The organism is Ferrimonas senticii DSM 18821 (genome assembly GCF_000422665.1).
GTDB classification, from domain to species: Bacteria; Pseudomonadota; Gammaproteobacteria; order Enterobacterales; family Shewanellaceae; genus Ferrimonas; species Ferrimonas senticii.
In genome coordinates, this window is the sequence record NZ_KE383899.1 from 330,278 (window position 1) to 343,843 (window position 13,566).

Below are 13,566 nucleotides of genomic sequence, written 5' to 3' on the forward strand. Positions count from 1 at the left end.
TACCATTGGCAAAATTTACGGCCCAAGTGGCGCCTTATGCCGAACAATTAACCGCCGACGATCCCTGCCTCGCGCCGCACACCGATCTGGCGGAATTAACCACCAGCGAGCTTCAAACGTACTTATACAGCCATCCCATTGCGGTTTTTCAATGCGCCAACAACCCCAAACAGTTTGAACTAGTCAAGCCCAGCCCATTACTGAATTCGCTGCAGCTCATTCCTAAATTCCGCCACATAACTCTCTTGCTGCTGATTGTTCCAGCGACCTGTGAACAAGCCAAACAACAGCAGATTGAAACCCAGTTGATCATCAATCCGGCCGTAAACAATGGCCTTGGCGATACCGCCTCAAACGCCACCATTGGCAAACGACAACGGCAACTTTCTGATCGCAACCCGAACGTTCGGTGCGGTGCCCGTTTAGCCAAGTTAGCTCGCTGCCATCGCAGTAATTTCTGTCAACGACAAAAAGGGCGTTAAATGAGTCGCAGCCACATTCGCAAGCATAATCGCAGCCATAATGCCGGTTCACCGCCACCTGACTACACCCACGTCATGCACTCGCTGCGACGCATGAATAAGGACTTGTCCCCGGAAGAAATGGTCGTTTGGCTGATTTTATGGCTGCAAAATCGCTTGTCGAATGACTTAACCGAGGAGCAATTGCTGCAATTTGTCAAAGTTCGCAATAACGTCACACCATGCGCCGATGGCCAAGTCCGAACCAGTTTCGATGGCACCGTCAGTTGGACAGAATTCAGTCATGGCGTGCATCGCGATGGAATCGATTACATCTGGCTACCGCTTCCCGAAGCGATCCATGTTTTTTGCCATAAGATCATCAGCAAACTCCGAAACGGCCAGCCGCTACTCAGCGCTCGCCAGGCCACACACCTGCTGACCAAAATCCGGGCGAGGCAACGTCACCGAGGTTCCTCCTCGACGCAGTTTAAGCTAGCACGCAAGTCGGTGCTAAACGCTTTTTGGCTCAATTTGGCCCGCTCGGATGGCCGCTTTAATGTGGTTAGCTTTACGGTGTTGTTTGGCAGCGACAAACTGCACCATCGCCATGCGATCCACTATCAACGGGAAGACATCAGTCGCTGTCGCCACCAAATTCTTGAGTTGTATAACCGAGGCTTCCACAACATATCGGAAGCGGCGGTAAAAGCGGGGGTTGAATATCAATTTCTTTTCACCATGGATGGCAAACGATTGCAAAATCGCACCACACCGAGCGCCCCAAAACATCACAAACAATATAAAGATCGCATTTTTGCCATTAAACGCACCCCCACCGTCGAAGAGATCCCTGATGCCATCATCGGCGGTAAGCGAGCGATTGACCTGAGCATCGTTCCCGCAATTTTTAGCGCCATCAACGCCAGCGTCAAACAGCTAAAACCGACGAAGCGCGGCAGCAAACGGCAACATCAGGGTTATTTCAACGCTCGTACCATGCAACTGGCACTGCAAACCATCGCACTTAGTGGCATGCGTCCAACCAATCAAGTGTCGCCATCAGCCGCCAGTTGGCATAGACCGATGGCCAGCGTAAGCGACAAAGGCGAGCTGCGACCACTGTATATCAACCGCTTCTTAGCCGACCGAATCGATCAATATCTGCAGCTTCAACAACAGGTATTGCCGCCAAACCACACCGACAATCATCGCCCGCTGCTGATGCTGGTTGACGACTTGGGCCAGCCTACGCCGTTAACGTCCAAAGCATTGAGGGCGTATCTGCGTCAATTTTCTGATGCCATCGTGCCCTATCAATTGCGCCATGCCTGTGCGCAAGGTCTGCAAGAGCTGGGCGAATCGAAACAGTTGATCGCCAAGGTCATGGGGCACTACCACGACGGCGAACAATATGATGTGAGCTGGCATACCCCCGATTCACGCCAACGCATCATCACCGCGCTGGACAGCCTAACCAGCCATTTAGGAGTTTGTTGACCGATGCTGAATAGCCCAGCCGAATTGGCACGCGCCATAGCTCTACGCCAACCTCAACAGGCAGCGGCGCCGGTGCCTGAGGCCGACATTCGCACATTACTTGAACAGTGCCCGCTGCTACTGGAATGCCAAGCAACGACCGAGCAGTCGCAGCCCAAGCTGTCCGCAAAGGCTCAGCGACAGCTCACCCGAGTAATAAGCAAGTACGACAGCGCCGATAGCAGCCGTTACCAAGCCGCGCTTAAGGTCATCTACGGCTATTTGCAGGCGCAGCAATGGCAGTTACCACAGAAGATCACCAACCAGCTTCGCCAACAAGAGCAGCGCTGGTTTAACACCCTCAGTAACTATGGTCGGTTGATTGCTGATTTAGTCCATGGCTTTGAGCAAAGCCTCACAGCGGCACTGGGAAACTTGATGCTGACGACCGGCCACATCGTGTTGTATCTGCAGCTCTATGTAGCGCCACTGTCGCTGACGCTGTGGGCCTCCGTGCTGAACAACCCAGACGCCTTGCAGATTGGGCGCGAGCAACGCCCCTTACTGCACTTTCCCCTGCCAAACGCCACCTTGGCCAACGGCGAAGATCACTGCGCTAGCTACGCGCTCGATGCGCTCGGCTATCGCCTGCTGCAACACCATTACCAGCATCAAAACCGATTGTCGTATGCACCGTTAACTCGCAAAACTCTGTTGGCTGAGATCAATGCCGTGCTAGGCCAAACGCCACTGTTTTGGGATCCTCTGTGCGAGCTGAAATGCCACCAAATCGTGCAAGCCTTTTGGTTTCATGTACACCAGTTCAGTCGACCCGACTTGGAAGACTGGCGCAACCCCTATCTAAGCTGTGCGCTGGGATTGAACTGGCACCAACAAACCGACGCCCCCAAGCGTTTTTCAGCGACGCAACAGGCCGAGATCTACGCGCCGCTACCCAATCCGGTAAGCGCATGTGACTCGCGCCGCCAACCGCCGCCGCGCCAACGTTGGCCGCACGAGGAACTGCGTCTGGCGCACGCCAAAAACGACCAGCAGGCTGTCCAAGCGCAATTGGCTGCCCCGCCACCACTGGATCCTGATAATGTGCTGCCCTACCTGCTGTTCTTCTATACCCAAACTCTGATAACTGAAGGGGGCACCAGCGGCAAGGCGTTAAAAGCCAGTTCCATCAATGAATACCTCAGCATGAGCTCACTTGCCAAACAGTTTCCATTGTCTCTGGCACAGTGCTGCGACGAAACCGCATTAAACCAATGGGCTCAAACACTTTACGACAGCGCCGACTGCCATTCACAGCAGCGCCACCTTTACTATTTTTTGCAAGCGATTGCCGAACATGGATTAACCGACGCCTTAACTTTAACGTCTCTGCAGTCGCCATTGGCCCCACCGTCGGTCAATCCCAACTGCATCAGCGAGGTGCAGTTAGATCAGGTAATCACCCTGTTGTTACACGCACCAAACGCCCCCATGATCCAGCGATTGTTTGCGGCCGCAGCGGTGATTTTAGCGTTTCATGGGGCATTGCGACGTGGCGAGCTGCTGCGCCTACGCCATCAAGATCTCGTCCCCTATCCTGGCACCAATACCACTGGCTTTACCTTAACCGTTTGCAACACCGCCGAGGGCCGCACCAAAAACGGCACATCAAGAACGGTGCCGATTTCCGTGCCCCAAGCACAGGGCGAATTGCTGCATCACCTGTTGCGACTTAAGCAAGGGAGCCTGCCGGCCAGTCCGATCATTGGCTTTGAGGACGAGAGCCTCAATGCACGCGCCCAGCACTATCTGTTACCGATAACTCGTGCCCTTAAAAAGATCGGCGGCGAGGCGCTGCGATTTCACCACTTGCGCCACAGTGGCGCCCTGCTGCTGACTCAGCAGGGACGGTTGTTGTTCTGCTCGGCCCAATCCATCGAACCGGCGAAAACTGGCAGCGTGCTTGAGCAGACGCATCGAGACCTACGCTTTTTGTATTGGCTCGACAAGCGAAAGCCTGAAGCGCTTAATGAAGCGTTACTGCCCGATCAGATCGGCAAACAGTTAGGCCATAGCCACTTCGCCACCACACGCCAAAGCTATCTGCACGGCCATGAATGGTTACGCCCGGTATTGTTTGCCAGCGATCGCCTCTACAACAAAGTAACGCTGCGCTTTATCTTTGGGCTTCGCCCCAGATCCAATGATTTAAGCCGCCATCTAACGGCGCTATCCAATACCGCGAGCAATGCAGTGCAGCAATCGGCTCAACGCCATCGGGTTTTGGTCAATGAGCAGCGGCTACTCGATTACGTTTGCCGTGACTTCCAAAAAGCGGGCGCCCCAAACGCACCAATTCCAGCACCTTGGGCTACTCAGTGGCATGAAAGACTTACCAAGCAAAGTCACAACACGCTGTTGGATTACTTGCTGATGCACCTGGATAACAGCACCCGTGCTGCTGTGCCCCATCCACCTGCAGTGCAAATGCCATCGCTTGACTGGGCCGCCTTTAACCAGCATTGGCTTCAAAGCGAAAGCCCTTACGCAATAGCGTTAAGCTCCAAACAACGAGCGGCGCAGTCCAAGGCCTTGTAGCCGTTTGTAGCAATCAAGCAACAGGAGTCATCACAACCACCCCTGTGGCAGTGGCAGGGGCCATGCCAACAGCGGCAACTTAAATCGTTGGCCACCTTGCGTGGCTCCGCCGTGCTGGCGTTGGCCGATTGTGACATCACGCTGCAGCTCAACCGCAAAACCAAACCACAGAAGATGCTAGATCGCATCGCCCTGCATCTGCCTAACAGCGCTTCGCGCATCAAGGTAGAACGCCTCGCATCAGGTTCAAGTCGGTTGATTGTCACGCTGAGATTTTCTTTAACCACGGCGGCGCTGATGCCGCACTACCAAGACTTTTTCTGCACCATTTTTCATCAGGAGGACCATCATGACAACACGCCATAACATCGCACTGGCACTGTCCAGAGAGCTCATCAGCCAACTGCGCGAATTGCTCAAGGTAGGAGTGATGCGCTCTAAAGAGGGCCACCAAATGCTAACTTGGGTGTTTAACTGGCCCGAGCAGCAGTTGCAATTGCTGATCAGCAACCCTGACGCCCATCGCATGCTGTTCATCGATCTGGCAGGGGTGACGCCAATTGATATCGATAAGTTCAGCACCTGCTTTGATTTGATGCAGACGATACTTAACAGCGAAACGACCAACGAATTGGGCATCGACATCATCAAACACGCCGACCAAATCACGGTACATTTTGCCACTAACAGCACCAACAAACTGCGCCATTCCCACGCGATGTCGGTGCCTGCAAAGCATGAGGCATTGTTGCAATTACCACAACCGCAGGAAAATCAACTCAATCACACTGAACTGGATTCAATATTGACGATTTGCAAGCGGCAACCACCTTATGACTATATCCGGTTGCTGCCAAACGAACGCGTTATCGAATTTTACCGTGGCAGCATGGTCAACTCGGTCTACTGCGAGGCGGTTGGTGCATTAGCAACCGAAGTCACCCTGCCTTACGACAGCTTAACCGTACTGCAAGATGCACTAGATAATGGCAATGAGATTGTCGGCATCACCCAAATGAATGACCAGCTGCGAATAAGCCATGCCAACGGTTATACCCAAAAGATATTCAACGTCAGTAACGCCGATAACGCCAAAACCGTAACCGAAGAGTTAGCACGCATCCCAATAAGAACTCAAAGCCTTTCCAGCGAAAAAAAACGTTACCAAACAACACTGGACGTAAAAAGTATCCCCTATGCCAATTTGTTGATTCATCAAAATCAACTGATGCTGTTTGTCGACAGCGAGCATCATCATATGACCAAATGGTTGGAGGTGATCCCTCATTGCGAAAGCCCACCGGAGACGGCGCCCACCAGCCAGCTCTATCTGGTGCCGATGAGCCAGTTGCTCGCGCTAAAGCTCGGTAACGTGACCGATGACTGTATTGCGACCCTGCAGGTTAATCGTTTATCAGACGAGAGTATTGGATTGGTGATTTGCCTACAAGGTAAACACTTAAACGCCTGTGTGACATTGCCATTAATCCCCAATCCCGAACAACTGCCCGAAGCCATTGCCCGATATGAAAACGCACAGGCGCAGGGGAATGGGCAACTTGGGGGACAAACCAGTCTGTTTGATATGACCAGTTCGCCCTATTCGTAATTAGAACGGTTGTTTCATGCTCTTTGCGGCAGTGAAAGCCCCAATTTGCTGAAAAAAGTACCGCCATAAAGGTTGAGCTGTGAAGCGCTATCTTGGCCGCGAGCAATGGTCGTCGCGGTCAACAACAAGCGCCCAGTGCCAAGCGCGGATTAACATTGCACAGGCGATAATGACGAGGAGGTGAGCGATGACTGGACAAAGATCCAGTATGCGATAAGCTTTTAATGGTGACGTTTTAACCAATAGTCATCCGCAGTGCGGTTATTGGGACAAACGTTTACGGTAAGAAATGAAGCAGTTGGAGTAGGACGGCGGCAACCGCCCTACCCCGTATCGGCTGCAGTGTCGTTAAACCCCGTCCAGCCGATGGGCGCATTATATACTCAAAATAATTGGCGTTGCAGCAAGGCGATAAGCGAACGAATCGCCATGAACATAGACCGGCTATGTGATTGGGGGGAGTGAGCGCAGTCAACGCATCTGCAGCTTCAGGTATGAGGGGTATGTGCCTCCATCGGATAGGGACAGAACTATTTGATGGAGCGCCAGTCATGGCCAATATCCGCGTACGCCCCAATGGGATCATTCAGTATGATCTGCACATCTACGGTCAACGCTTTCGAGAAACCTCGAAGTTGCCCGCCACGCCCAACAACCTGAAAAAGTGCAAAGCGGTGCTAAAGCAGATCAACGCGCAAATCGCCTTGGGCACCTTTAGCTATCGTGACTTTTTTCCAAAAAGTAAGAAAATTGCCAAATTTGAAGCGTTAGAGCGACAGCGCAATCCCGAAGGGCGGATGCCCTACTTTGATAGTTACGCTCGGGAGTGGTTTCAGCGTCAGCTACCGCGCTGGCAAGACACCTACGCCCGCACGGTTGAAATCAACCTCGACAAATATCTGTTTCCCCGCTTTGGCAACACCATCATTGATGAAATCACCTTAGTGGACTTAGAGCGCTTTCGGCAAACCCTGACTGAGCAAACCAAAGCGAACGGCACACCGGCTTTAGCCCCCGCCCGCATCAACAATATTGTTGGGCAGCTGATCAGCGTAATGGGACGCGCCGCCGACGAATTGCAGTTTCGTTATCCCTTTACCCGTTACAAGCCCTTGCGCCAGGATCCCGCAGATTCTAAGCCGTTAACCATTGAGGAGGTGAAATGCTTTTTGACGCACGTCACCCCAGAGTGGCACGACTATTACGTAGTGCGTTTTTTTACTGGGATGCGCAGCTGCGAAGTGCACGGCTTACAACTGGAAAACATCGACTTTGACCACAAGCTCATTCGCATTCGCCACAACTGGGTCAAAGACAAACTGACGGTGGTGAAAACCCGCAAGTCCCGTCGTGACTTACGGATGACAGAGCCGGTTTATCAAGCGTTAACACGGATCATCGACGCAAAAACTGCAGCTAACATCAGCGTAGGCAGCAACCATGAACGTTACCGCGAGTTTGTGTTTACCACGCCCATTGGTACCCCGCTGAGCACCCATTACGTCAGTCGCAACCTGTGGTATCCGACTCTAAAAAGAGCAGGCCTTGCCAAGCGCCGCCCCTATGAAACTCGCCATACCGCCGCAGTTCTGCACATTGCGGCCCACGAAAACCCAGCCTACATCTCGCAAATGCTCGGTCACAGCAGCACGAAATTGCTGTTCGATGTCTACGCCCCTTACGTGGCCAACGCCACCGGCCGTGACGGTAATGCCTTTACTGAGTTGATGAGCAAGCAGCAGGTGGTGCGTCAAGCTGCGCCTTAACAAGCCAATAGGCCCAGCCAAACGCCAGAGGATTTACTTTGCACGCTATGGCTGGGTTATCACAGGCCTAATTAGAAGCGCAGCTCACCTTTTCACGAAAAACACTTGTTTTGGCGAAGATTATTCGTCGATTGCGTCATAGAAGAATGAGCCCCCAATGGGTATGATCTTGGCCACAATAAGGGATGAGAGAGTCCCAACACAATAACGATCTCATGAGGAACAAGCTCTATGAAAATCACCATTGCCGGTACCGGCTATGTGGGACTATCCAACGCCATGCTGTTGGCGCAACACAATGAAGTGGTCGCCATCGATATCATTGCCGAAAAAGTCGAGATGCTTAACAACAAGCAATCGCCGATCGTTGATGCCGAAATTGAAGATTTCTTGGCGAATAAAGAGCTGAATTTCACGGCGACCTTGGATAAGCAACACGCATACCTTGGTGCCGATTATGTCATTATCGCGACACCAACCGATTACGATCCGCAAACCAACTACTTCAACACCAAATCCGTTGAAGCGGTGATCCAAGATGTGATGGCCATTAACCCAGATGCGGTAATGGTCATTAAATCCACGGTGCCGGTAGGCTACACCAATGAAGTCAAAGCCCGCTTTAACTGCAATAACCTGATGTTCTCACCAGAGTTTTTGCGTGAAGGCAAAGCGCTTTACGACAACTTATACCCATCACGCATTATCGTAGGTGAGCGCAGCGAGCGTGCTGAAGTATTTGCCAGCCTGCTTGAGCAAGGTGCCATCAAACAAGACGTGCAAGTGCTGTTTACTGATGCCACCGAAGCCGAAGCGGTTAAGCTGTTTTCAAACACCTATTTGGCCATGCGCGTAGCCTACTTCAATGAACTGGACAGCTACGCCGAAACTCATAACTTAAATGCGCGTCAAATCATTGAGGGTGTTGGCCTTGATCCTCGCATCGGTAGCCACTACAACAACCCAAGCTTTGGCTTCGGCGGCTACTGTCTGCCAAAAGACACCAAGCAGTTGCGTGCCAACTACGAAAACGTGCCCAACAATATCATCTCAGCCATTGTTGATGCCAACCGCACCCGCAAAGACTTTGTGGCCGATGCCATCATTGCACGAAACCCCAAGGTCGTGGGGATTCACCGCCTGATCATGAAAGCCGGCTCCGATAACTTCCGTGCCTCAGCTATTCAAGGTGTGATGAAGCGCATCAAAGCCAAAGGGATTGAGGTGGTAGTGTATGAGCCAGTGCTGCAAGAGTCCGAATTTTTCCACTCCCGCGTGATTAACGAGCTCAACGAGTTCAAACAGCTGTGTGATGTCGTAGTAGCTAACCGCCTGACAGACGACATTCGTGACATCGCAGATAAGGTGTACACCCGCGATTTGTTTGGCAACGATTAAAAATTCAGTACAAAAACGCAAAGAGCCCAGTTCGGCAGGCGGCCGAACTGGGCTCTTTCTTTACAGGCCGACATACACTGAACCTTAAGGAGTTTTGGATAAAATCCCCGCACGGTAACGATTGGTTTCAATCCTCAAGCCGAACAAAATCGCATCAGCTTCAGGTTGATTTATATTCTATTTCTCTTAAGGTCCAGTCTATGTACAGGCCGAAACCTCAACGGTTACACGTTGTGGTAATCTCGGAACCAATTAGCAAATTCAGTTAAACCCTGTTTAAGCGTAGTATTAGGTTCAAAACCAACTGCTTGCTGAAGTTGGTCTGTATCAGCGTAGGTGGTGTAAACATCACCAGGCTGCATTGGCATCATGTTTAGCTTGGCTTTAACGCCCAGCGCTTCTTCCAGTGTGCTAATGAACTCCATCAACTTCACCGGCTGGTGATTACCAATGTTATACAGCGCGTAGGGCGTTACCGCTTCATTGTCGTACTTGGCATTCCCACTCGCACCTGTTGGTACGTTATCTAAGGTACGCAGTATTCCTTCAACGATGTCATCGATGTAAGTAAAGTCACGGCTCAAGTCACCATGGTTATAAACATCAATCTCTTCACCGGCCATGATCTTCTTAGCAAACTTATAGGCTGCCATATCTGGGCGTCCCCAAGGACCATAGACAGTAAAGAAACGCAAACCAGTAACCGGAAGGTTATATAAATGACTATAACTATGGGCCATCAGTTCATTGGCTTTCTTGGTCGCCGCATAAAGGCTAACTGGATGATCGACCCGATCAGTTTCAGAAAACGGCACTTCTTTATTCATGCCATACACTGAAGAAGAACTCGCGTAGACTAAGTGCTCGACGTTATTTTGACGACAGCCTTCGAGAATAGTCATCATCCCAGTCAAATTGGAGTCATTGTATGCCATCGGGTTATCGATGGAATAACGAACACCAGCCTGTGCTGCCAAATGCACTACACGATCAAATTTATGCTCAGCAAACAGTTCAGAAATTGCTTCACGATCTGCCAAATCAATCTTAACAAACTCAAAATTTTCGAAATGTTCCACGCGTTTTAGGCGATCGTCTTTAAGGCTAACCTGATAGTAATCATTCAGGTTATCCAACCCGATCACGTAATGGCCTTGTTCTAATAAACGTTCGGTAACGAAATTACCGATAAATCCGGCAGCGCCGGTTACTAAAATCTTCATAAAACACCTAATTTAAAATACCAGGGCGAGATTGTGAATGTTTTTTGAGCACCACCAATGCTTGTTTGACCAGCTAATCCGAGTGTGATCTTATACTCCCTCATACGCTGAACCTTAAGCATTACCTGATTACCACTGAAGCTCAACTAGTTTTAAGAGCCGATTCGGCATCGGCGTTGTTCGCGCACTGGCGTACAACAAACGGTCAATCATCCGTGGTAAATCAAAGCGTCGATTGAATTTGTAGCTGAACTCAGCCAAGTATCGAGGTAGGTGTTTCAGCGCGATTGCATGGTAAGTACCGTGCATTGAGTTTTTCACATTACTTATCATGGTGTTAACCCATTTAAAGTACGGGTGTTCAACACAACCTGGGCCTCCGCCTGTAACCACAGCCAGATGGAATGCTTTCGCTTTTTCTGTAGTGGCATAGTAAAAGTGGCCACCTGATAAGAGGTGATATCATCACCTCACCACAAATACAGGTGACACCATGACAAAAACAACTCGCGAACGCCGTAGTGCAGAGCTAAAAATGGAAGCGGTCCAAATGGTTCTGGATGGTCGCTCGGTTAAAGAAGTTGCTGTAGCCCTTGGCACTGGCATTTCCACACTTGGCAAGTGGGTTCGGCAGGTGAAGGATGAGCAAGCCGGAAAACCGGTATTAGCCAAACCGATCACCGAAGAACAGCGCGAAATCATGAGGTTGAAGAAGAAAATTGCTGAGCTTCAGGAAGAAAAAGAAATTCTAAAAAAGGCTACAGCTCTCTTGATGACAGACACCCTGCAGCGTTCTCGATAATCGAGAAACTCAAGCAGAGCTATGCGGTAACCAAGCTTTGCCGCATATTTGGGGTAAATCGCAGCAGTTATCGCAAATGGACTGGTCGCGTGGATGTGCCTACTGGCGACCAACTTAAGTTGGAATGCGAAGTTCGCATTATCCATCGTCAAAGTGGCGGTTCGGCTGGTGCCAGAACCATCGCGCAAGTGGCCACAAACAACGGTTATAGTTTAAGTCGCTATCGCGCATCAAAACTAATGAAGCGCTTTGGCTTGGTTAGTAATCAGACCCGTAAGCATCGCTATAAGCCTAGCGGTCAGGAACATCTAGGTATACCGAACAGGCTTAATCGTCAGTTCGATGTGGTCGAACCCAATCAAGTTTGGTGCGGTGATGTTACGTATATTTGGGTTGGTACTAAATGGGCCTATCTAGCTGTCGTGCTGGATTTATTCGGTATAAAGCCAGTTGGCTGGGCTATGTCATATTCGCCAGACAGCGACTTAACTAGCAAAGCACTGATGATGGCCTTTGCAAGCCGAGGATATCCGTCAGGAGTTATGTTTCATTCAGACCAAGGGAGTCATTACACCAGCCTTAAATTTCGCCAATGCATCTGGCGTTGCCAGTTAATTCAAAGCATGAGTCGGCGTGGCAATTGCTGGGACAACGCACCAATGGAACGTTTCTTTCGGTCATTGAAAACAGAATGGGTGCCAAAGAAAGGCTATACCAGTTTTCAGCAGGCTAAACGCTCAATCACAGATTATGTGGTCGGGTATTACAGTGAGACCAGGCCACATCATTACAACGGTGGGTTATCCCCCAATGAGTCAGAACGGCGATACTGGAAAAGCTCTAAAACTGTGGCCACTTTTTGTTGACCATATATGGACGCCCCGTTAGCAGCAAGCTTTGATGAAGATTGGTTCGCGACCATATATCCGGCGTCAATATGGTACTGCTATCGTACCGCGCCATGATGAAATCCGAACCCTGGTTCCTTATCACTACATCGACATCATCGTGCCTTGGTCAACGATAGGTTTTCCCAGGGACGGGTAACCGTTAGTTCATCAGTGCTTGCAAACTCAGGTTTTGCTGTCAGCTAAGTCTCCTGCTAAGTGTTGGACGCAAACGCCAAGCGGGCATCAAAGTGCTGCTTGCTGTTCAATACGCCCCAGGCGATGCGCGCTAGTTTGTTGGCCAATGCGACGGTTGCTTTATTCTTGCCGCGGCGCTCAATTAGCCGTCTGAGCCACCGCCCGAGTCGGTCATCACGTTTATCTGCAAATCGAAGTACTGCTCGCGCACCGTGGATAAGTAGAACCCTAAGCTCCTTGTTTCCGTGTTTCGTTATGCCTCCCAGCATCTGCTTACCTCCAGAGCTTTGCTGCTTAGGGACTAACCCACACCAGGCGGCTAATTGTCTGCCATTTGCGAATTGTCCGCCTGAACCGATCTCACTTACCAATGCAGAAGTTATAACTGGGCCAAATCCTGGAACCGACATAAGTTCTGAGTATCCGGGTTGCTGTTTGCAAAGCTGATCTATTTGCTGATCTAAAGCTGTGACATCGATATCTAGCATGCGAAGGTCATCCAAAAGGTCACTTAGCAAGCTTCGGAGGATCCTTGAAAACCCATTCTCGTCATCAGCCAATGCATCCGGAAGAGTTTCTCTGAGCCGCTTTATGCCCAGTGGGAATATGACACCGTATTCTGCAGACAACGAACGAATTTGGTTCACTATCGCCGTGCGATGCTCAACGATACGGCGCCTTACACAGCGCAGTGCTTTGATGTCTTGCTGCTCAACCGTTTTGACTTCCACAAGGTGGATCTCTGGCCGTTCAGCAGCCTCACAAATCGCCAAAGCATCATTGGCATCGTTCTTCTGTTTGCGCGTGAAAGGTTTTACTAGCTGAGCCGGCACGAGCGCTGTTTTATAGCCCATGGATTTAAAGGTACGAGCCCAATAGTGAGAAGAGGCACAAGCCTCCATTGCGATTAGCGTACCTTCCGGAAGCTGACGGACTTCATGCAGCAACTTATTCCGACGAACCTTTCTGTTCCGTTGTACCTTGCCATCTTCACGTAAGACACAAACTTGAAAGATGTCTTTTGCTAGATCGATACCAACTACCTTAATCTTCATGGTGGACGCTCCTTCAGCGAATTAAGCAACTCAACTGCTTAATTCTGGCGCATTACGACGCCGTTTCACGGAGGGGCGTCCATCACATCA

At 50.6% G+C, this 13,566-nt stretch carries 10 protein-coding genes and 1 pseudogene; 8 read left to right on the forward strand and 3 right to left on the reverse strand.

Translation table 11 applies throughout. The features are described 5' to 3' along the window. The first annotated feature begins 5 nt into the window (after nucleotides 1-5). The 7 genes from G506_RS0116645 (at nucleotide 6) to G506_RS0116675 (ending at nucleotide 9,311) form a co-directional block, all read left to right on the forward strand. Nucleotides 6-482, forward strand: coding sequence for a hypothetical protein (locus tag G506_RS0116645; protein ID WP_156904928.1), 477 nt, complete (start codon nucleotides 6-8; stop codon nucleotides 480-482). Then, nucleotides 483-1,961, forward strand: a complete 1,479-nt coding sequence (locus G506_RS0116650) for a hypothetical protein (RefSeq protein ID WP_028117859.1) — start codon at nucleotides 483-485, stop codon at nucleotides 1,959-1,961. It abuts the gene before it with no gap. 3 nt (nucleotides 1,962-1,964) lie between these two features. Then, nucleotides 1,965-4,538, forward strand: coding sequence for a tyrosine-type recombinase/integrase (locus G506_RS0116655; RefSeq protein ID WP_028117860.1), 2,574 nt, complete (start codon nucleotides 1,965-1,967; stop codon nucleotides 4,536-4,538). Between the two features lie 87 nt (nucleotides 4,539-4,625). Beyond that, entirely contained in the window at nucleotides 4,626-4,904 is a 279-nt protein-coding gene (locus tag G506_RS0116660; protein ID WP_028117861.1) for a hypothetical protein, read from the forward strand. Further along, a complete protein-coding gene (locus G506_RS0116665; RefSeq protein ID WP_028117862.1) occupies nucleotides 4,888-6,147 on the forward strand; it encodes a hypothetical protein in 1,260 nt (419 codons plus the stop codon). The genes G506_RS0116660 and G506_RS0116665 overlap by 17 nt, the downstream gene beginning before the upstream one ends. Nucleotides 6,148-6,698: 551 nt before the next feature. Further along, on the forward strand, nucleotides 6,699-7,913 hold the full coding sequence (locus G506_RS0116670; protein ID WP_028117863.1) for a site-specific integrase: 1,215 nt from the start codon (nucleotides 6,699-6,701) through the stop codon (nucleotides 7,911-7,913). 231 nt (nucleotides 7,914-8,144) lie between these two features. Further along, nucleotides 8,145-9,311, forward strand: coding sequence for a nucleotide sugar dehydrogenase (locus G506_RS0116675; RefSeq protein ID WP_028117864.1), 1,167 nt, complete (start codon nucleotides 8,145-8,147; stop codon nucleotides 9,309-9,311). Between the two features lie 224 nt (nucleotides 9,312-9,535). Here the strand turns inward: G506_RS0116675 and G506_RS0116680 are convergent, their stop codons facing one another. Both G506_RS0116680 and G506_RS20760 read right to left on the reverse strand, forming a co-directional pair. Next, entirely contained in the window at nucleotides 9,536-10,534 is a 999-nt protein-coding gene (locus G506_RS0116680) for an NAD-dependent epimerase (RefSeq protein WP_028117865.1), read from the reverse strand. A 129-nt stretch (nucleotides 10,535-10,663) separates the two neighbouring features. Then, nucleotides 10,664-10,972, reverse strand: a pseudogene (locus G506_RS20760) (transposase); the annotation flags it as partial. 55 nt (nucleotides 10,973-11,027) lie between these two features. Between G506_RS20760 and G506_RS20765 the strand changes: the two are divergent. Continuing rightward, nucleotides 11,028-12,202 (forward strand): IS3 family transposase gene (locus G506_RS20765; protein WP_156904929.1). Its coding sequence is split into 2 segments (ribosomal slippage): nucleotides 11,028-11,283 and nucleotides 11,283-12,202, totalling 1,176 coding nucleotides; the frame shifts between segments, so codons are not numbered across the junction. A 236-nt stretch (nucleotides 12,203-12,438) separates the two neighbouring features. Here the strand turns inward: G506_RS20765 and G506_RS0116690 are convergent. Next, entirely contained in the window at nucleotides 12,439-13,476 is a 1,038-nt protein-coding gene (locus tag G506_RS0116690) for an IS110 family RNA-guided transposase (RefSeq protein ID WP_028116867.1), read from the reverse strand. Between the last annotated feature and the right edge of the window lie 90 nt (nucleotides 13,477-13,566).

Excerpts from the sequence above, each read along its gene's own strand:
- G506_RS0116655 (WP_028117860.1), top strand. The coding sequence starts at position 1,965 with ATGCTGAATAGCCCAGCCGAATTGGCACGCGCCATAGCTCTACGCCAA.
- G506_RS0116670 (WP_028117863.1), top strand. The coding sequence starts at position 6,699 with ATGGCCAATATCCGCGTACGCCCCAATGGGATCATTCAGTATGATCTG.
- G506_RS0116680 (WP_028117865.1), bottom strand. The coding sequence starts at position 10,534 with ATGAAGATTTTAGTAACCGGCGCTGCCGGATTTATCGGTAATTTCGTT.
- G506_RS0116665 (WP_028117862.1), top strand. The coding sequence starts at position 4,888 with ATGACAACACGCCATAACATCGCACTGGCACTGTCCAGAGAGCTCATC.
- G506_RS0116690 (WP_028116867.1), bottom strand. The coding sequence starts at position 13,476 with ATGAAGATTAAGGTAGTTGGTATCGATCTAGCAAAAGACATCTTTCAA.
- G506_RS0116650 (WP_028117859.1), top strand. The coding sequence starts at position 483 with ATGAGTCGCAGCCACATTCGCAAGCATAATCGCAGCCATAATGCCGGT.
- G506_RS0116675 (WP_028117864.1), top strand. The coding sequence starts at position 8,145 with ATGAAAATCACCATTGCCGGTACCGGCTATGTGGGACTATCCAACGCC.